This window comes from unidentified bacterial endosymbiont, from assembly GCF_918797525.1.
In the GTDB taxonomy this organism is placed as follows: Bacteria; Pseudomonadota; Gammaproteobacteria; order Enterobacterales; family Enterobacteriaceae; genus Enterobacter.
Map to the genome: position 1 here is coordinate 2,937,703 of NZ_OU963893.1, position 18,345 is coordinate 2,956,047.

Genomic DNA, 18,345 nt, shown 5'->3' on the forward strand with positions numbered 1-18,345 from the left:
TATGACGAATGGACTATGTCGGTTACTGTGCAAACGGAACAACACATTCGCCTCGCGGGTACGTGGCTTTAGCGGCATTTTGCTCTTTACCTCCATGCCTCTTTTCGCACGGGAATACCTTTTTTCGCCCTCTTCCCTGGAAGGCGGCGTACTGACACAACAAGATATCGATCTCTCTCTTTTCTCAAAGCCCAACGCCCAGCCGCCTGGACGCTATTCGTCGCATATCGTCATTAATAAAAGGCGAAAAGGCGACGCTGACGTCAATTACGTTAGCAGTCCGACAGGCGAACTGGTCGCCGAAATCACGCCGGATATGCTGCGACAGTGGGGGGTAGACGTTGATAAGTTTCCTGCGCTGGCGAATTTCGGCGCACAGACCCCGCTCGACAAGCCTCTTCGCGATTACATTCCGTTCGCCTCGGCAACGCTTGATTTTAGCAAAATGACCTTACGTCTTAGCATTCCGCAGGCGGGGCTGGCTAGCAATGCCGAGGATTATGTCGACCCGACACGGTGGAATGACGGCGTACCGGTAATGTTCACGGATTACGCTTTTTCCGGCTCCCGGCATAGCGATGACGCGCAAAACACGCTCACCAGTCAGTACCTTAATTTGCGCAGCGGCGCTAACCTTGGCGGCTGGCGGCTGCGCAACTATTCAACCTGGAACAAGACCGAAGACGCCACCCGCTGGAGCACCATCAATACCTTTATTCAGCATGATATTGATGTCCTGAAGGCGCAATTCACGGCAGGGGAAAACAGTACCCGAGGGGAAGTCTTTGATAGCCTGCAGTATCGCGGGGTGAATATGGCTTCGGACGAAGAGATGTTGCCCTATAGTCAGCGCGGGTTCGCCCCGGTGATCCGCGGGATAGCCAGCTCTAATGCCGAAATCTCCGTACGCCAGAATGGCTATCTCATCTACCAGCAAAGCGTCGCACCCGGCGCATTTGAGATACGCGATCTCTACTCAACCACGAACAGCGGCGACCTTGAGGTGACGGTGAAAGAGGCCGACGGTAGCGAGCGACATTTTACACAACCCTACTCCAGCATTGCCGTCATGCAGCGACCAGGCCATCTCAAGTATGAAGTGACCGCCGCACGTTACCGCGCCGACAGCGGCAGCGATCAAAAAGAGCCTGCCTTTGTTCAGGCCAGCGCCATCTATGGTCTCAACAATACCATGACGCTTTTCGGCGGTCTCACCGCGTCTGAGGACTACCAGGCCATCAACAGCGGCGCAGGGGTCACGCTTGGGGTGCTGGGTTCGCTTTCGGCTGACGTTACAGTCGCCAAAACCCGTCTGGATAACGACGAGCAGCATACCGGGCAATCTTACCGCCTGCTCTACACCGGAAAAATCGATGCCAGCGAGACTAACTTCACCCTCGGCAGCTACCGCTACTCAACGGACGGCTATTTCAGCTTTGCTGATGCCAATCAGAAATATGACGGCAATGAAAATGACTGGCTGTATCAGTACAACAAACGCAGCCGGATACAGGCCAGCATCAGCCAGAGTATTTTGGGCAGCAGTTTTTACCTGAACGGCTATCAGCAGGATTACTGGGGAAGCGCACGAAAAGAGCGCAACCTTTCCGCCGGTATCAACACGGTCGTGGAGGGGATTAGCCTGCACATGGCCTATACCTACAGTAAAACCAGCGATGACGGCAGCGACAGGATGATCTCATTCGGCATCAGCATGCCGCTCAGCAAATGGTTGCCAGGGGCCTGGAGTAGCTACACCTTGAGCAACAGCAAAAATGGCTACACCCGGCAAAATCTGGGCATAAACGGAACCCTGCTTGATGATGAGCGGCTGAGTTATTCCCTGCAACAGAGCCATACCAACCACGACGCAGACGATACCAGCAGCCTGTACGGAAGCTATCGTTCGCAGTATGCCAACCTCAATGCCGGCTATTACACCTCATCGGACAACACCCAGCAGATCAGTTACGGCGCCAGTGGTGCCATCGTGGCGCACCCTCACGGCATCACCCTGGCGCAGCCGTTAGGCGATCAATTCGCTATCGTCAGCGCGGACGGTGCGGCGGGAGTTCGTTTTAAGAACCAGCGGGGCGTTCAGACTGACTGGCAGGGCAATGCGGTGATCCCCTCGCTCACGCCGTATCAGGAAAACCGGATCCGCATCGATACCACCAGCCTGCCGCAAGATGTGGATACCCGTGACACCTCCATCACGGTGGTGCCCTCCCGCAATGCGGCGGTAGCGGCGCGCTTCGATGCGCACGTGGGTTATCGTGCGCTCATCGTCCTGACCCGTCCGGATGGCAGAAATGTCCCCTTTGGTGCAATTGCCACGGTGCGAACGTCAGGCATAAACGGGATCGTTGATGATACGGGCACTCTCTATCTGGCGGGCATTAACGACAATGCTCAGCTCGATGTGATGTGGGGCAACGCAGTTACTCAACGCTGCACGGCTCACCTCATGCTTACTGATTTGCAACATTCTGACAGTCCCACCGGGATCCGCCAGGCCCATGTGATATGCCAGCAGGAACAACAAAATGTTAAATAAACGCCAGACATGCTTTCTACTGCTCCTTCAGGGAGGACTGTTCTCCTTACCTTCCACAGGGCATGCCGCGACGGTATTAACGGGGTGTTTTACCGCCCCTCAGGATTATCAAATTTCGTATAGCCGGGAGCTGGCAACCACAGAAAATAGCGTTGGATATGTTATTGAAGATAGTACCCACCATGTCGGCAGCGGTGCCGAATTGGAAGCCAACTGCACGTGCCCGAAAGATATGGAAGCAAGTGAGAAAATCTATGAATTATCACTCGCCGGCAGCCCACTTAGCGCCGGGGCCAGCGGCTTTGGCTATCTTACAGATACCCTGGACGTTCGCGTTTCCGGCTATAACGATGCGATAAACTCCCCGGATGGCTCAAACCTCACGGAGCTGGCCATCACTCAGTATCCGACAGCCCGTTCGTCCATGCAGAAAATGGTCGACAGAAACAAATCAACCGAAGGCAGCGCCAGCGTTTGTAGCGAAAGCACTCGCCCTGAAGCCAATGCCCCCGTTAAACGGCAATTTAAGTGGAATGTCATTGGGGCGACCTTTCTGGTAAAAAAGACGATCCTCGGGGAGGCGACCATTCCTCCGACACTGGTGGTGCAGAACTACGCCTGCTTGTACTACGGGACCGGCAGTTGTGACCCGGCCAGCGCAGAGCATGTATCGAACATCTGGTTAAGCGGTTCTCTTAGCGCCCCCCTGAGCTGCACCATTAACGAGGGAAGCACCATCGAGGTCGATTTTGGCGATCTGGTCTCCAGCCAGTTTGTCTCTGCCGGGCAACAACCGAAAGGCTTCACGCTTAAAGACGTCGACATCTCATACCAGTGCGGCGATAACACCATCGGTAAAAATGACCGGATAAAACTGACCCTGAACGCTGATCAAGGCGTAGTGGATACCCGTAATCCGGTGGTCGCGAAGATGGTGGACAGAGAAGATCTTGGGGTCAGGGTATTTGGCGAAGAGAACCAGGATATCGCGCTGGACGGAAGTTATGACTTCCCGATTAAGGTTGATGAACAGGGAAAAGGGGTAATACACATCAAGGCGACACCGGTGAGCACCCAAAATCCCCCCCGGCCGCTGGCAGTTTCGAAGGCAACGTAACGGTGAAAATGGATCTCCGCTAGTAAAAAGCACCCTCAGGTTGAATACCCAACCTGAGGGTAACCCCGCTATCAGAAGCCGAGGCTGTCCAGCAGATCGTCCACCTGATCCTGGCTTGCCACCACGCCCGCTTTGGTTGCGTCGAGCTGTGGGCCATTGAGCAGGCTTTCGTTCTCGCGCTTTGGACGCGCCGCCGGTTCCGGAATGTTCTCCAGAAGCACCATCAGCAGTTGACGTTCGATCTCCTGTATGACATCCATCATCCGCTTGATAACCTGACCCGTGAGGTCCTGGAAATCCTGCGCCATCATGATGTCGAGCAGTTGCGCATTGGTGAAGCTGGTGTGTCCCGGAACATCGCCCAGATACTGACGGGTATCCGTCACCAGTTCGCGGGCATCCGCCAGTTCGACAGGATTTTCAAACCACGCATCCCAGCGTTTGGTCAGCGCTTTCGCCCCCTTCTCCATCGCATCCTGATGCGGCTGCGACGCTTCAACGCTGTTCAGCGCGCGTTCAGCCGCCTGAGCGGTCATCTGCACAACATAGTCCAGACGATCGCGCGCGTCGGGAATGGCTTCCGCCGCTTCGGCGATAGCCTGATCCAGCCCCAGCTCGCGCAGGCTGTCACGTAGCATGCGCGTCAGACTGCCGATACGGGCAATAATGTCGCTGGGCGAATGGTCTTCAACAGGTTTCATAGCAGGTTGCAACATATCCATCACCTCACATGCCGAGTTTCTCGAAGATCTTACCGAGCTTCTCTTCCAGGGTCGCGGCAGTGAAGGGTTTCACCACATAACCGCTTGCGCCCGCCTGTGCTGCTGCGATGATATTCTCTTTCTTCGCTTCGGCGGTGACCATCAGCACCGGGAGCGCAGCCATACCAGCATCCGCACGAATGGTTTTTAACAGTTCCAGACCGTCCATGTTGGGCATGTTCCAGTCAGAGATAACAAAACCGAAGCCGCCAGCCTGCAGTTTGTTCAGCGCATCAACGCCGTCTTCTGCTTCTTCAACGTTGTTGAAGCCCAGCTCTTTCAGCAGGTTGCGCACGATGCGACGCATGGTGGAAAAATCATCCACAACCAAAAATCTGAGCTCTTTATCCGCCATAACACACTACTCCTCTTTAAATACGTATTGCCTGTCCGGCACTGATTTTTGCCAACATCTGCTGGCTTACCTGGCTAAGATCGACCACTTCGCTCACGCCCCCACTATTGATGGCTTCGCGCGGCATGCCGAACACCACACAGCTTGCTTCATTCTGCGCAATCGTCCAGGCACCAGCCTGGTGCATCGCAAGCATTCCGGCGGCACCGTCGTTGCCCATCCCTGTGAGGATCACCCCTACGGCGTTGCGCCCCGCATGGATCGCCACCGAATGAAACAGCACATCCACCGACGGACGGTGCCGGTTAACCGGCGGCCCGTCATGAATTTTGATTTGATAGTTCGCGCCACTGCGTGCCAGTTCCATATGCTTGTCACCCGGGGCAATATACGCATGGCCCGGGAGAACGCGCTCACCGTTTTCCGCCTCTTTCACGCTAATCTGACACAGTTTGTTCAGACGCTCCGCGAACGAGCGGGTAAAGCCTGGCGGCATATGCTGGGTGATAAGAATACCTGGGCTTGAAAGCGGCAATGGCTGGAGTACATGGCGTATTGCCTCTGTTCCGCCGGTTGATGCGCCAATCGCCAGCAGTTTTTCTGAACTGAGCAACGGACCGGCTTTCAGGGTGGTCGGCGCAGCCGTCGGCTTATGGGCGGCAAGTTTCGCCCGCGATGCGGTACGGATCTTCTCGGCGATCACTTCGCTGTACGCCAGCATCCCTTCACGAATGCCAAGCTGCGGTTTGGTGACGAAATCCACCGCCCCCAGCTCCAGCGCGCGCAGGGTGATTTCGGACCCTTTACCGGTCAGCGAGGAGACCATTACCACCGGCATGGGACGCAGGCGCATTAATTTTTCCAGAAAATCGATACCATCCATGCGCGGCATTTCGACATCCAGGGTGAGCACGTCGGGGTTATATTTTTTGATTAAATCCCGCGCGACCAGGGGATCCGGCGCTGTCGCCACCATCTCCATATCGCTGTGGCTATTGATAATTTCCGTCATGATCTGGCGCATCAGCGCCGAATCATCAACAGACAATACCCTGATTTTACTCATGCTTTTTCCTTACTCAGCGCATACACCGTTTGCCCACGCAGGCTAAACTCACGCACGAGGTTGCTGAAGTTTTCCGAGTGCCCGGCGAACAGTAATCCGTCAGGCTTGAGCAACGGAACAAAGCGACGCAGAATGTCCTGTTGCGTCGTTTTATCGAAATAAATCATCACATTACGGCAAAAAATGGCATCAAACGGCCCCGGCACGTTGTACTGCTTTTCCAGCAGATTAACGGCCGCAAACTCTACGCCGTTCGCCAGCTCCTGGCGGACGCGCACCAGCCCTTCATGCGGGCCGGTTCCGCGCATGAAATAGCGTTGTAACTGCTGCGGGGAGAGCGTTTTAAGCTCATCCTGGCGATAAACACCGTTGCGTGCTTTACCCAGCACTTCGGTATCGATATCGCTGGCAAAGACTTTCCAGCGCCCTGGCGCCATTCCCAGCGTATCCGCAAGGGTAATTGCCAGCGAATAAGGCTCTTCACCTGTCGATGCGGCCGCACTCCAGACCCGGTACTCTCCCCCACTGTGACGGCGGGCATGATCTGCCAGCACCGGGAAATGATGACCTTCGCGAAAAAAGGCCGTCAGGTTGGTGGTTAGGGCGTTAATAAAAGCCTGCCATTCTGCGCTGTTCTGGTTGGCTTCAAGCATGCTCAGATAGCGACCAAAATCGTCCAGTCCCAGCGTGCGCAAGCGGCGCACCAGTCGGTTGTAGACCATGTCCCGCTTATGATCGGCAAGCACGATCCCCGCACGCTGGTAGATTAACTGACATATCCGACGAAAATGCGCGTCGGACAGCGCGAGGCGCTGTGTCATCTGCAACAGTAATGACGTTTGCCCGGAGGGCATTGGTGATGTCATAGCGCCTTCTTCATCATATTCAGGATACAACTGGCACGGCCTGCGACCGCCCGACTTCTGTTACTGCTTCAACGTGCTCTTTTACATTAAATACCGCCACCAGCCCGGTGAGATGGTCCGCCTGGTTTGCCAGCCGCTCAGTGGCGGCAGCGGCCTCCTCAACTAACGAGGCGTTCTGCTGCGTCACCTGATCCATCTGGCTTACGGCCTGAGCAACCTGCTCAATCCCGCGACGTTGTTCATCGGATGCGCTGGCAATTTCCCCCATGATGTCGTTTACGCGCGTGACGGAGGAGACGATCTCGGTCATGGTGCGTGCCGCGTTATCTACCAGCGTTGACCCTTGCTGTACGCGTGACACTGACTCTTCAATCAGCCCCTTTATCTCTTTTGCGGCATTGGCGCTGCGGCTCGCCAGGTTACGCACTTCACCCGCCACAACCGCAAACCCACGCCCCTGTTCACCAGCTCGCGCCGCCTCAACGGCAGCGTTCAGGGCCAGGATATTGGTCTGGAAGGCAATACCGTCAATCACGCTAATAATGTCGCCAATTTTCTGTGAACTGATGGCGATCTCTTGCATAGTGCTGGCAACGTGGGAAGCTTGATCGCCCCCTCTTTTCGCCGTCAGTGCCGCCTGTTTCGACAGGTCAGATGCCTGACGCGCGTTGTCGGCATTCTGGCTTACCGTTGCGGTGAGCTGCTCCATGCTGGCGGCGGTCTGCGCCAGGGAGGCCGCCTGCTGTTCGGTGCGCGAAGAGAGATCGTTATTGCCCGCCGCAATCTCTGAAAGCCCGGTGTGCATGGCGTAACTGCCCTGGCGGACATCAGTTACCGTTTCACGCAGTGAACGTTGCATCGCCTTGAGGCTGGCAAAAATTGCCGAAATCTCGTTCTTTCCGTATACCGTAACCGGGCGTGCCAGATCGCCCTTCGCAATACTGTCGAAGTGGCTGCTGATGATGGCCAGGGGCTGCACAATCATCCTGCGCGACCAGAGCAGCGCCGCGGCGATCAGCAAAGCCGCCAGAATAACCATGACGGCAAAAATCACGCCCGACATATTGTAGCTGGCGCGGCTGTCCGCTCCCGCACGTTCAACGAACTGGTTGATGTCCTGCTGCCAGGCGTTAAAGGTGCCATCAAACGCGGCCTGCGATGCCTCTACCGGTGCGGTCATAAAGTCGGAAAGCTGGTTGTTCTCAAGCCAGGTCGCCTGATGTTCCAGATCACTGTGCCACTGTTCAACGTTCTTTTTCATCGCGACCTTTAGCGCTTTCCCTTTCTCGCTGACGGCCTCCTGAGAGGTGAAAACGCTGAACTGCGCGTCAGCCTGTTTAAGGCTTTCGCGCGCCGTCACCATTAACGCTTTGATATCATCCGGCGGATAGCTCAGCGCGGTCAGCGTGCCTGCTTTGTTCAGCGCGGTGCTTGCCTGCAATAGCACGGCACGGGTTTGTGCCAGTGCGGAGCGCTGTTGATTACTCGCCTCAACGTCCTGCAAATTCTGATAGCCATCGCGAAACGCCCAAAAAGACATCCCGTTACTGCCAACCTGGAATACGCCACAAAGGATCAGAATCAAAAACAGTGTGGTCGAGATACGAATACGATTTAACATCCACGCTCCCAATGAGCGGCAAGCAGCCGCGGTTTAAATGTCAGTCAAAATGTTTCCCAATTTTCATCTTGTCCGGTGGCTCCTGCACGCGTGTGCGCCGTCGCCTGTTCTGAGGCAGACGCGCGACAGGTCGATTGCGGGTTGACCGTATTTCCAGCGAGTGAAGCGAGACGAAATGCCGAGACAGCCATCTTCAGACGGCTTGCCTGGTCCTCCAGCGCAGCGGCCGCGGTAGCGGACTCCTGCACCAGCGCGGCGTTTTGCTGTGTCACGCGATCCATTTCCGATACCGCCAGCGCAACCTGGTCGATACCACGACTCTGCTCATCAGACGCAGAGGCGATTTCACCCATGATGTCCGTTACGCGGGTCACGGCATTCACGATGTCATTCATGGTCTCCCCGGCGCTTTCAACCAGCACCGAGCCGGTATCCACGCGGGAGACGGAATCTTCAATCAGAGATTTAATTTCTTTCGCCGCGTTGGCGCTGCGGCTGGCGAGGTTACGTACTTCTCCGGCGACGACCGCGAACCCCCGCCCCTGCTCACCGGCACGTGCGGCTTCGACGGCGGCGTTCAGCGCGAGAATGTTGGTCTGGAAAGCAATGCCGTCAATAACGCTGATAATGTCGGCAATTTTCTTCGAACTCTCGGCAATGTCGTGCATGGTTTTCACCACGCCTTCGACCACCCTGCCGCCGCGCTGCGCCGTCTCAGAGGCACTTTCTGCCAACTGAGAGGCCTGGCGGGCGTTATCCGCGTTTTGCTTCACGGTGGCGGTGAGCTGTTCCATGCTGGCGGCGGTTTCTTCCAGGGCAGAGGCTTGTTGCTCGGTGCGGGACGACAGATCGTTATTACCCATCGCGATCTCACTGGTGCCGGTATAGATGGCATCTGAGCCATTACGCACGTTGGCGACGGTCTCAATCAGCGAACGCTGCATGTGGTCAACGCTGAGCGCCAGTTCGCTTATCTCATTACGCCCGGAAACGGCCAGGATTTTTGTCAGATCACCCGACGCAATCTCACGGATATGCGCAATGACGCGGCCAAGCGGGTTGAGAAGGACATGTCGTATGCCGTACCACACCCCGATCAGCACACTCGCCAGCGCCAGCGCCAGGATCGCCATCTGCCATTTCGCAAAGCGAAAATCGTTCTGACTTTGCATAAATGCCGCGTGATAGAGGTCGCTGCTGGCTTTGGCGTAATCACCCAGTGCGGCGCCGAGGGCGTTTTGCATCCCCTGGGTTGGCTGGGCGAAATAGGCGTCCATATTGCCGTTTTCCAGGAACTGGATAAGCTCCGTCAGAGCGGCAAAATAGGCCTGGTATTTTTCGTCGATGCTCTGACTGACCTGCGCCATAGCCGGCTGCGGCGCGATGCTCCTGAAGGCGGTGTAGCGCCGGGCGGCGTCAGCAAGGGTGGCCCGGGCATTCTTCAGCAGATCCGTTTTCGCGCTGCTCTGCTGGTTGTTCGGGTCCATCATCATTCGGACAGCAGAGCGGCTCAGGTTGATGCGCGTTTGCAGCATCAAATCCCAGGTGGAGGTGAGTTCACTCTGCTGCAGGCGAAGATCGTTCGAGGTGGCAAAGTTGTTCTGGTTCTGTTTTAACGATGAGAAAAAGAGCCCACCGGAAAAAAGCTGAAGAAGTGCGAAAATGACCAGCACCATCATAAGCATTGTGACAACGCGAATACGGTTCAACATACAACACCTTCTCATAGTTTTATTAACGGTGTTATCGGCACCGTAAACAGGAACTTTACATTTGAGAAAGGGAAAAGCGCGGACTTAAAACGCCACGTCGACAATCAGCGTGTCGCTGTAGGTTCCGGCGGGGGGCGTGGCCTGGTTAGTCAGGACTTTGGCGGTGTAGTTATAGGTGCGCAGAAGCCCGTCAGAACTAAGCTGCGAGGAAGCGGAGCTCGCCCAGCGCTCGCTACCGCTACCGCCCCAGCGATTGCTGGTCGCGCCTTTGAAAATGTCGTAGCTCATCGCGTTACCGCCACTGACCATTCTGCGCACGTTATTAAGCGAGTTCGCACCATTATTAATGCCTATGGTGTAGGTACTGCCTTTGGTGCAGGTGACGGCGATAGCCTGTGAGACGGTGGGGAAATTTTGCACCAGCGGGGCGCTGTTGAAGTTGACGTCCGGGGTAGTCATGGCGCTGCAGTCGTTGGTCACGTTCATGTTTACCGTGATGCTCGTTGCCGTGGTGCCGGTTTGTTGCCCGGACAGGCACAGGTTGAGTACGCCTACCGAACAAACGCTATAGGTGATGCTAAAGTTCAGCGTCACCTGATAAGGCCCTGCCGTGACGTTCTGCCCTGCCACCGTGCGGAAATAGAGCGGAATGTTATATTGCTTGCCCCCAATCAGGTTCAACAGGGTACTGCCGCCCCAGGTATAGGTTTTACTGGTCTGAATTTCGCTACTGCTGGTGCAGCCCGACAGCCCACACAGGCGAGTGGGGATCACATCCGTGATGGCGGCGTTATCGGTGCGCTTCATCGTCGCGCGGCTGTTGGCCGAAACCGTGGCGGAGATAAAGTTCAGCGTCACGGAATCACTGGTCAGCAGGTTTAATATGGCATCGCACGCCACCACCAGCGTGCCGGTGGTTTGTACCTCTCCGGTTCCGCTGAGGGCAAACGACGTCACGCTGCCAAACGAGGCGTTCACCGTACTGACGTTACAGGCCGCCCAGTTGCCGCCGGAAAACAGCAGCAGTAATAGCAGCAGCAGGCGTTTCACGGTGCCTCCCGACAAACCAGCGGTCCGTACGTTTGCAGCTTGTGTTCAGGGTTAGCGTCAATGGTCAGGGAAGCCTTGCAGTGTTTACCCTGCGGCGTGGTGACGTCCAGCGCGTTAACGTCGCTGAGATCTTCCAGCCAGGCGATACCATCATAGCCTACGACGGCGGTGCTGCGCGAGGCGCGTCTGACCTGGCTTCCCACCGGAATGGCCAGGCCCTGCGCATCATGGAGGATCACGCTGGCAACCCGCTCCTGTTCCATCGGGAAATCAACCAGATAACCGCTGTTACGGCGGATCGCCACGCGGCGCTCGGTCTCTTTTAGCCGGGTATCCGCAGGCAGGTTCAGGGTATTAATGCTGTAGCTCGCTGGATAATAGGCCGACACGCCGCTGACCAGCAGATAACCGTTATGATTGGTTTTGCCGACCGGCTGGTTCTCGTAGCTGACCGGCACATCCGGATGTCCATCGGTGCTTATCACCACAAACGCATCGTTAATTTTATTCGCCGCGAACAGCTCGCCGTCCATCAGCACAAGGGAGCCCATCGCCTCGCCCCACCAAGTCATCATACCTTGTTCGCCGTAGCCACCGCCCTGCAGTTCAATATTGTTGTTGCGCCAGCCCAGCGTACCCTGTTGGTAATTGCGGCGTTGCGACTGGTTGGCCCACGCCATGTTCCAGCTAAATCCGCCATCGGAGGGCATGGAGTGGTTGTAGTTAATGCGCTGGGTACTGCCAGAATCCGGGGTGTTTTCAAAGGTGACGGCGGCGCTGTCACGTTCGCCCAGCGGCACCTGAAGTGACAGTGCGACCGTCCAGTCGCCCCGCTGCCGATCGCGGCTGGCTGCCAGATAGATACTGCTCGCTCCCCACAGGTTACGGCTCCAGGAGAGGTTGAGCAGCTCCGTTTTCTGGTTATCAAAGCTCTCGACGCCGATCCACGCCGCGCCGATGTTGCCGTACTGCCCGAGGTTAAAGGTCAGTGAGTACTGGTCAGTGTTACGGCTAAAGCTGGCGATGGGCTTGTTATTTTCATCATAGACCGTCGGCTGGTCATACAGCGCCAGGTTGCCAAAGCCCCGGTCGCGCCGGGTGTGCTGGGTCGCCAGGCTGAATTCGCTGGTACTGTACTGATACCCCCAGTTAATTTGCCCGCCGTTATCATCGCGCATTCGGCTCTGGGTATAGGAGGTATTCACCACGCCAAAATGACCAAGTTTGACCACCGTTCCCGCGCCCCCCAGGGCCAACTCCTGTGCACCTTCGGCATGCCCTTCCAGCGTCAGCCAGTCGGTCAGGCCGTAGCGATACGACCCGCTTGCCGCCGCCTGGCCGTAGTCGAAATTCTTGATACCGTAGTTACGCCGCAGACTGCCCACGGAAAAGGCACCGTCGCTCAGCCCTGATTTCAGTAATTCACTGGTGACATAAAACGGCAGCGTGGTGCTGACCCGGCGGCCTAATGCGTCGGTGGTGACCAGCACCGCATCCCCGGCGCCGTTGATATACGGCAGATTGGTCAATGTGAAGGGGCCGGGCTGAAGCTGGGTTGACCCCGAACGATAGCCGTTGATAAACAGATCTACCGACGTCGGTACCGCGGCCTCGCCCGAGAACGCCGGCAGCGGCCAGGTCACCAGGTCCGGACGCAGGGAGAAATCTCGTCCGTAGCTTATCCCGCCCAACCGCACGCTGCTGCTCCAGCTCAGGGCATCGCTGATCACATCCCCGACGGTCCAGGTGGTGGCATCTTCTTCGTTGGTCACGAGCAGGGTAGTGTCATAGCGCACGTAGCCTTCCTGCTGGCCATTATTGCCGGTGAAATTTTCCCGCGCATAGCCGGTGGAGGAAAACGAACCGTTCTCGTCGAAGTAGCGAAACTCATGCCAGAGCGACGCCTGGCCGCCGCTGTTTTCGGTATGGTTGGTATAGAGGTCGTAATTGAGCAGCGCGCCCCTGCCATAGTGGGGCTTGCTCTGCGCCGCCTGGCCGCCAAAAGGGGTTACCCGGGAAGAAACCCAGTCGCGGGGCACGGTCAATAACAGACGCTGGGCTGTGCTGTCATATTCCACCCGCACCTGCGAGAGTGTGGAAAGATTGACGTCGCCCGGCGGCACATGTTCAGGGGGAAGCCCGGCGCGCAGCAAATCGGCGCTGGAGATAAAGTAAGCGCCTGCGCGTTGCGTCACGGGGACCACCAGACCGGTATCGTAGTGGTTCAGTACCAGAGCAAGCTGGAAAACAGCCTCGCCGTTCAGCGCCCCGGCTTGCGGCGGCGGCGGTAAGCTGTCATCGCCGGGCTCGGCCCAGGTGCTGGTACTGACGCAAAGCAGGATAATCATCGCCGGTTTCAGTTGACGGGCGTCGACTGCCATTGCGTATCCCTGGCATTAATCTGCGCGCTCATCTGGCCTGGCTGGCGTATCCCCGCCGGTAATGGCCAACTGCGAGTACTGCCAGGAAGAACATAGCCCAGCAGCCCTTCTGCCATAGTGCGTTTCTGCCCCCCCTCGACCAGCGACACCTGGCTCAGACGAACGTGTACATCGCCTTGATTACGCACCTCAAGAGCAGGTTGTCCTCCCTCCTGCGTCACCCGCCAGCGCAGATTTTTGGTCTCAGCCAGGGCATGATGCTCCCCTTCATTGATTGTCGGTATACCTTGCCCGTAGACGAAGAGTGGGATGGAGTAACGCATCTGCAGTTTTAAACCGATAGTCGGGTCTGCTTTGGCGTCGGGATGGGGTATTTCATCCACAATAATGCGGTATGCTTGTTCAACCCCCAACGGAACGGTGCCCTGTTTTATCAATCGAATTAGCTGCTTACTGCCTTTACCAATGGTGACAATCGGCGGGCTGGCAACCACATCCTGCTGTGCGGAATAGCGTTCATACCCGCCCTCCTGCTTCCAGCGCACAATACGCACCTGCATGGTGGTGGCGCTGTTGCCTTGATTCTGGATCCACAGCTCTGTCGCGTTGGCCTCTGCCGACAGCCACGGATCGATGGGCCATAACAGAATAGTCGCCGCCGCGTGCGCCGGGTTGGTTGCAACGGCGGTGATCCCCAGCATACTGACCAGGCACATACGCCTGAATGATGGCTTCATCAATGCTCTCCCTTTTTCACCATGACAAGGTCACGGTGAGCTGATCTGAATACGAGCCTGCCGGGCTAAAACCCGTTAGCAGCGCCACGCCAAAAAGTGGCAGCGCAATGTTGTTACTGTTGGTGTAGGTCACCGGTATGGCCTGGTTAACCCCAATCTCGCTGTTTGCGGCCAGTGAACTGCTGCTGTAGAGCCGATACCCCACAGCCTCGGTCCCCCCCGAGCGCGTCATTCGACGCATGGAAGCGTAGTTTTGCCCGCCATTGATGCTCATACTCAGCGCCACGCCCGGCGTACAGGCGATAGACAACGCCCCATTGGGCACAAAGCTGGTGCTGACCGGCGCGCTTTCTACCCCGGTATGGGTCCCGAAATCCAGCGTGCCAAAAAGCCCTCCGGTTCCGGTGGTGACCGCGCAGCCTGGTACGATAGTCGCGCTGACTTTGAATGACTGAGACGTCACCGCCCCTGCCACGGGAACCATCAACAGCCCGACAATCAGGGCGAAAAAAGGCTGCACGCCGCCCTCTGCGCTTTCGCGCAGACATGAACAAAACGCCTTCATGGCTGAAGTTAGTAGGTTACGCTGACGTTAATGGTGTCTGAATAGGTTCCCGGTACCACCGTCACGCTGTTGCCACCGCCTGTAATGCGCCCGTAAAGGGTATAGCTGTTCACCCCGCCGGCCGTAGAGGCAATCGGCAGGGCCGCGTTATTGGCGATAATGTTGTTATAGCCACTGTCGCTGTACAGGCTGTACGCCACGCCCTGCGCCGCATTGGCGGTGTTGATCAGATAACGCGCAGGCGTACCCGGCGACCCGACAACGCTACCCGGCGCAGTTGAGTTGGTATTGCCGGTGATCGCCACCGTATAGCTGGCGGTAGTACATTGGATGGTAAAGCTGTTCCCCCCGCTGGCCCCGGTCAACTGGGTGGTCAGCGTGGAAAACGTCGCGGGATGGGTGCCGAAGTCCAGTGTCCCGAAGTTAATGCCGTTTTGAGTGGGCGAGCCATTAATCAGACAACCGTTTGTCAGTGTCAGGGTCGCGCCTATTGTGCCGCTACTGGTTACCGCCAGCGCCTGCTGCGCTGTCGTCGCAGCCAGCAAGGTGCCTGCACAGATCACAAGGAGTTTTCTTTTCATTTACCACCCTCCAGCAGATGTCTACGTTCGCTTGCCACATTTTATTTATACTGCTCAGTATGTTAGCCCCGCTAAACATTCCTCAGATGGGGGTTAATGAGAATTTAGTTTATGGTTCTCGCTTCAACCACCCCGACCAAACGACACCCTACTTTCGCCGTATTGACGGCTTTTTTAATTTTAAAACATGAGGTTAGCGATAAACAAATCAATAAAAACCCGTTTCGCCTGAGGATATATCCATAAAAATGTGATCTAAATCACAATATATCATTCAGGTGTTATCGCGAGCGGGTGCAATTACTGCGCAGAGGAATGAGAAGGCGACGATGCTTTCGCCAACGGAAAGACGTTGAGCGGGTGGAGCAGGACGTTAAGAACGCAGGGAGCAGAGGCGTGAAACGGCAACCCGGGTTGCCGTTTCATATTTACCTAGGCTACGTGATTCGCCGCGATATCCAGCAGCGCCATCTCATCGCTATTGAGCAGCTTTTCGATGTTCACCAGAATCAGCATACGATCGCCGAGCGCGCCCAAGCCGGTCAGGTATTCTGTCGACAGCGTGACCGCAAATTCCGGTGCCGGGCGGATTTGGTCAGAGGTCAGGGAGAGCACGTCAGAGACGCCATCCACTACGATGCCGACTACCCGCTGCCCCAGGTTCAGGACGATCACCACCGTGTTTTCGTTATACTCCACGTCACCCTGGCTAAACTTCACGCGCAGGTCAACGATGGGCACAATCACCCCACGCAGGTTGGTGACCCCTTTGATAAACGCTGGCGTGTTGGCAATGCGGGTAACCTGATCGTAACCACGAATTTCCTGCACTTTCAGGATATCAATGCCGTACTCCTCATCGCCTAAAGTGAATACCAGGAATTCCTGCCCTGATGGCTCGCCCGCCAGTTTCGTTACATTACTCATACCGGTCATGTTATTACCTTCTACTTAATCAGGCGGCTGTGTACGCCACACGTTGTTCACGATTTAATCCCTGAAGCGCCGATACGTCGACGATCAGCGCAACGCTACCGTCGCCCAGAATGGTGGCGGCAGAAATACCCGGTACTTTGCGGTAGTTGCTTTCAAGGTTCTTGACCACCACCTGGTGCTGACCAATCAGCTGGTCAACCAGCAGCGCATAGCGGCGACCCGCGCTTTGCAGGATCACAACAATCCCCTGCGTGGCTTCGGTTTTGGCTCCTTCCACTTCAAACACCTTCCACAGTTCGACCAGCGGCAGGTACTCGCCACGAACTTCGAGGACACGCTCGCCGCCCGCCAGCGGATGCAGATCTTCTTCGCGCGGTTGCAGCGATTCCATCACCGCATTCAGCGGCAGAATGAAGACCTCACCCGCAACCTTAACGGACATACCGTCGAGGATCGCCAGCGTCAGCGGCAGCAGAATACGAATGGTGGTTCCGGAACCCTGTTTAGACTTGATCTCAACGTGGCCGCCCATCTCCTGGATGTTACGCTTCACCACGTCCATGCCCACACCGCGCCCGGAGACGTCTGTCACCTGCTCTGCGGTCGAGAAGCCGGGCGCAAAGATCAACATGCCGACCTCTTCATCGGTCATGTTTTCGTTCACCGCCATCCCCTGCGACATCGCCTTCGCCAGAATACGTTCACGATTCAGCCCGGCGCCGTCATCGGTGACTTCGATACAGATGTTCCCGCCCTGATGTTCGGCGGATAAAGTCAGGTTCCCGACCGGCGATTTCCCGGCGGCAACGCGGTTTTCCGGCAGTTCGATGCCGTGGTCCAGGCTATTACGCACCAGGTGCGTTAACGGATCGATAATGCGCTCGATCAGGCTCTTATCCAGTTCGGTGGAGCTTCCCATAAGCGTCAGTTCAATTTGCTTATTCAGCTTACCGGCAAGATCGCGCACCAGACGCGGGAAGCGGCTGAAGACATATTCCATCGGCATCATTCGGATAGACATCACCGATTCCTGCAAATCACGCGCGTTACGTTGTAACTGCCCCATGCTGGTAATCAGATCGCCGTGGGTGACCGGGTCCAGTTCATTAGAGCGTTGCGCCAGCATCGACTGGGTGATCACCAGTTCACCGACCAGGTTAATCAACTGGTCAACCTTCTCAACCGCAACGCGGATGCTGGTGGACTCGCTGGAGCGCGCAGCCAGTTTTTCGCCCCGCGCGGGCGCCGGCGTCTCTTTTGGTACCGCCTTCAGCGCAGGCGCTGGTGGTACAACGGCCGGTGTTGTGTCTTCAGTGACGCTCTCTTGCGCCGCAGCAGGGGCTTCAACAGTGGCTGCTTCAGTTTCGAAGGCAATTTGATCGGCTTCGATAACAAAGCACAATACTGCCACAATGTCGTCCTGGCCGATCCCATCATCCAGCGTGGCGGCCAGGCTGTCTTTACCCTTCACCACGTTGCTTAATGTCGCCAGGTTACCCAGTTCATCTTCCAGCAGATTGACTTCGCCCTCTTTCAGGCGTGACAACACAACGCGCAATTTGCCTGGGGGTGCAAAGTCTTGTACATCGGGGGCGTCAACAACGCTCAGTTTCGCCGCTGGTACAACGGCCACGCCGGCGTCGCCTTTTGCTTCCAGCGCCAGCTGGCGCAGGGCAGTGCAGATGTATTCAAAGCTGGCGGCATTAGGCTCTGCTGAGCTTTTATAGGCGTCGAGCTGTTCCTGCATAATATCTTTGGTTTCCAAAAACAGGTTGATAATGTCGGTATTGAGCTGCATCTCACCGCGTCGTGCTTCATCGAGCAGGTTTTCCATTAAATGGGTCGTTTCCTGCAGGATGGTAAATCCAAAGGTTCCGGCTCCGCCTTTGATGGAGTGCGCCGCACGGAAGATGGCATTGAGCTGTTCTGAGTCCGGCGCTTCGGGCACCAGATCCAGCAGGTGTTGTTCCATATCAGCCAACAGTTCGTCGGCTTCATCAAAAAATGTCTGGTAAAAATCGCTAATATCCATGCTCACGC

General features: G+C 56.5%; 15 protein-coding genes. 2 read left to right on the forward strand and 13 right to left on the reverse strand.

Translation table 11 applies throughout. From position 1 onward, the window contains the following. The first annotated feature begins 1 nt into the window (after position 1). Positions 2-2,557 (forward strand): fimbria/pilus outer membrane usher protein, encoded by a 2,556-nt coding sequence (locus NL510_RS14015; protein WP_253377747.1) that lies wholly within the window; start codon positions 2-4, stop codon positions 2,555-2,557. Next, entirely contained in the window at positions 2,547-3,674 is a 1,128-nt protein-coding gene (locus NL510_RS14020; protein ID WP_253377748.1) for a fimbrial protein, read from the forward strand. The genes NL510_RS14015 and NL510_RS14020 overlap by 11 nt, the downstream gene beginning before the upstream one ends. A gap of 71 nt (positions 3,675-3,745) precedes the next feature. Here the strand turns inward: NL510_RS14020 and cheZ are convergent, their stop codons facing one another. From cheZ to cheA, 13 genes are all read right to left on the reverse strand, one after another. After that, positions 3,746-4,390: a protein phosphatase CheZ gene (gene cheZ / locus NL510_RS14025; RefSeq protein ID WP_253377749.1), complete on the reverse strand. Its 645-nt coding sequence runs from the start codon at positions 4,388-4,390 to the stop codon at positions 3,746-3,748. Between the two features lie 10 nt (positions 4,391-4,400). Next, entirely contained in the window at positions 4,401-4,790 is a 390-nt protein-coding gene (gene cheY, locus NL510_RS14030; RefSeq protein WP_253377750.1) for a chemotaxis response regulator CheY, read from the reverse strand. A 16-nt stretch (positions 4,791-4,806) separates the two neighbouring features. Beyond that, positions 4,807-5,856 carry a protein-glutamate methylesterase/protein-glutamine glutaminase gene (locus tag NL510_RS14035; protein WP_253377751.1) on the reverse strand — a complete coding sequence of 350 codons (1,050 nt, stop codon included), beginning with the start codon at positions 5,854-5,856 and terminating at the stop codon, positions 4,807-4,809. After that, entirely contained in the window at positions 5,853-6,722 is an 870-nt protein-coding gene (gene cheR / locus NL510_RS14040; RefSeq protein ID WP_253377752.1) for a protein-glutamate O-methyltransferase CheR, read from the reverse strand. The genes NL510_RS14035 and cheR overlap by 4 nt, the downstream gene beginning before the upstream one ends. A gap of 19 nt (positions 6,723-6,741) precedes the next feature. Then, positions 6,742-8,343, reverse strand: coding sequence for a methyl-accepting chemotaxis protein IV (tap, locus tag NL510_RS14045; RefSeq protein ID WP_253377753.1), 1,602 nt, complete (start codon positions 8,341-8,343; stop codon positions 6,742-6,744). 44 nt (positions 8,344-8,387) lie between these two features. Continuing rightward, positions 8,388-10,055, reverse strand: coding sequence for a methyl-accepting chemotaxis protein II (tar, locus tag NL510_RS14050; RefSeq protein WP_253377754.1), 1,668 nt, complete (start codon positions 10,053-10,055; stop codon positions 8,388-8,390). An 84-nt stretch (positions 10,056-10,139) separates the two neighbouring features. Further along, the gene (locus NL510_RS14055; RefSeq protein ID WP_253377755.1) at positions 10,140-11,105 is read right to left on the reverse strand and encodes a Csu type fimbrial protein; all 966 of its coding nucleotides are present in this window, start codon (positions 11,103-11,105) and stop codon (positions 10,140-10,142) included. Further along, positions 11,102-13,486 (reverse strand): fimbria/pilus outer membrane usher protein, encoded by a 2,385-nt coding sequence (locus NL510_RS14060; RefSeq protein ID WP_253377756.1) that lies wholly within the window; start codon positions 13,484-13,486, stop codon positions 11,102-11,104. The genes NL510_RS14055 and NL510_RS14060 overlap by 4 nt, the downstream gene beginning before the upstream one ends. Next, complete coding sequence (locus NL510_RS14065) at positions 13,462-14,223, reverse strand: fimbrial biogenesis chaperone (RefSeq protein ID WP_253377757.1); 762 nt, start codon at positions 14,221-14,223, stop codon at positions 13,462-13,464. Before NL510_RS14065 ends, NL510_RS14060 begins: the two co-directional genes overlap by 25 nt. Positions 14,224-14,239: 16 nt before the next feature. Further along, positions 14,240-14,788: a Csu type fimbrial protein gene (locus NL510_RS14070; protein ID WP_253377758.1), complete on the reverse strand. Its 549-nt coding sequence runs from the start codon at positions 14,786-14,788 to the stop codon at positions 14,240-14,242. Positions 14,789-14,796: 8 nt separating this feature from the next. Beyond that, positions 14,797-15,369, reverse strand: coding sequence for a Csu type fimbrial protein (locus NL510_RS14075; RefSeq protein WP_253377759.1), 573 nt, complete (start codon positions 15,367-15,369; stop codon positions 14,797-14,799). A 432-nt stretch (positions 15,370-15,801) separates the two neighbouring features. Next, positions 15,802-16,305 (reverse strand): chemotaxis protein CheW, encoded by a 504-nt coding sequence (gene cheW, locus NL510_RS14080; RefSeq protein WP_253377760.1) that lies wholly within the window; start codon positions 16,303-16,305, stop codon positions 15,802-15,804. A 19-nt stretch (positions 16,306-16,324) separates the two neighbouring features. After that, positions 16,325-18,343 (reverse strand): chemotaxis protein CheA, encoded by a 2,019-nt coding sequence (gene cheA, locus NL510_RS14085; RefSeq protein WP_253377761.1) that lies wholly within the window; start codon positions 18,341-18,343, stop codon positions 16,325-16,327. Positions 18,344-18,345 lie beyond the last annotated feature (2 nt).